The following is a 1,719-nucleotide window of genomic DNA, read 5'->3' as shown; positions in this document are numbered from 1 at the left end:
CCGGCGCGCTCACCGGCCCCAAGCACCCCAATACCCGAAAGCCGCAGCCCGGGATCACCCACCATCTCCTCAAGCACCCGCTGCAACCGGTGAACCAACGCCTCAATCGTCTCAGGCTCAAACACATCCGTACGAAACTCCACCGACCCCCCAATACCGGCCGGCTCCCCCACCTGAGTCCACCGCGGCGCCAACGACACCGACACATCCATCCGCGCGGTCTGCGCATCCAACCCGATCTCACTGACCCGCACCGGCCCCAACCCCACACCCCCGACCGCATCCGCATGCTGCCAGTTCTGCCAAGCCAACATCACCTGCACCACCGGATGATGACTCAAACTCCGCACCGGATTGAGCCGCTCCACCAACACCTCAAACGGCACATCCTGATGCTCAAACGCCGCCAAACTGCGCGCCCGCACCTGACCCACCAACTCCGCCACACTGGGATCACCCGCCAAATCCACCCGCAACACCAACGTGTTCACGAAAAACCCGACCAACCCCTCCAACGCCGCATCACTGCGCCCCGCAATCGGAAACCCGATCGCCACATCGCGGCCCGCACCCACCTTGCACAACACCACCGCCAACGCCGCCTGAATCACCATGAAACTGCTCGCCTGACACTCCCGCGCCAACCCCGCAATCCCGGCCTGCAACCCCGCCGACCACTCCACCGCCACCGCCGCACCCCGCTGATCAGCCACCACCGGATACGGCCGATCCGTAGGCAACACCACCCGCTCGGGCAACCCCGCCAAAGCCCGCTCCCAATACCCCACCTGAGTCGCGATCACACTCTCAGGATCATCAAGATCCCCGAACTGCTCACGCTGCCACAACGTGTAATCCACATACTGCACCGGCAATTCAGCCCACCCCGGCACCCGCCCGACAGACCGCGCCCCATACGCCACCCCCAAATCAGCCACCAACGGCCCCAACGACCACCCATCCGCGGCGATATGATGCACCACCGCCACCAACACATACTCATCCACACCACAACGGAAAAGCCGGGCCCGCAACGGGATCTCAACCGCCAAATCAAACCGATAACCCGCCACCGCCGCGATCGCCCCATCAAGTTTCTGGTCCGACCAACCCGTCGCATCCACCACCTGCCACCCGAAATCAACACCCCCCACCGGCAACACCACCTGCTGCGGCACCCCATCAACCGCCGCGAACACCGTCCGCAACGACTCATGACGACCCACCACATCACCCAGCGCCGCCCCCAACGCCGCCACATCCAACTCACCCTCAAGCCGCAACGCCACCGCCAAGTTGTACACCGCCGAAGGCCCCTGCAACTGATCGATAAACCACAACCGCGACTGCGCAAACGACAACGGCACCACCGCCGGACGCACCACCGGACCCAACCGCGCCACCCCACCCCCACCCGAACCCACACACCCCGCCAACCCCGCCACCGTCGGCGCATCAAACACCGCACGCACCGAAACACCCCCACCCACACCAGCATTGACCGCCGCCACCAACCGCATCGCCGACAACGAATCACCACCCAAATCAAAGAACGAGTCATCCACCCCCACCCGCTCCACACCCAACACCTGGCCATAGATGCCGGCCAGGATCTCCTCGGTGGGAGTAGACGGGGCGCGGTATCGACCCCCATCGCCGTAATCGGGCGCGGGCAGGGCGCGTTTGTCGAGTTTGCCGTTGACCGTCAACGGCAACTCC

General features: G+C 64.7%; 1 protein-coding gene. It reads right to left on the bottom strand.

The window, feature by feature from the left end; all coding sequences use genetic code 11:
• Window positions 1-1,719 (bottom strand): condensation domain-containing protein (locus OQ789_RS25575; RefSeq protein ID WP_324689183.1); only part of this gene is annotated, 1,719 nt, incomplete at both ends.

The organism is Mycobacterium sp. 94-17 (genome assembly GCF_035617725.1).
GTDB lineage: Bacteria > Actinomycetota > Actinomycetes > Mycobacteriales > Mycobacteriaceae > Mycobacterium.
The sequence above is the reverse complement of the archived record's forward strand: the minus strand, read 5'-3'. Positions and strand labels throughout refer to the sequence as shown.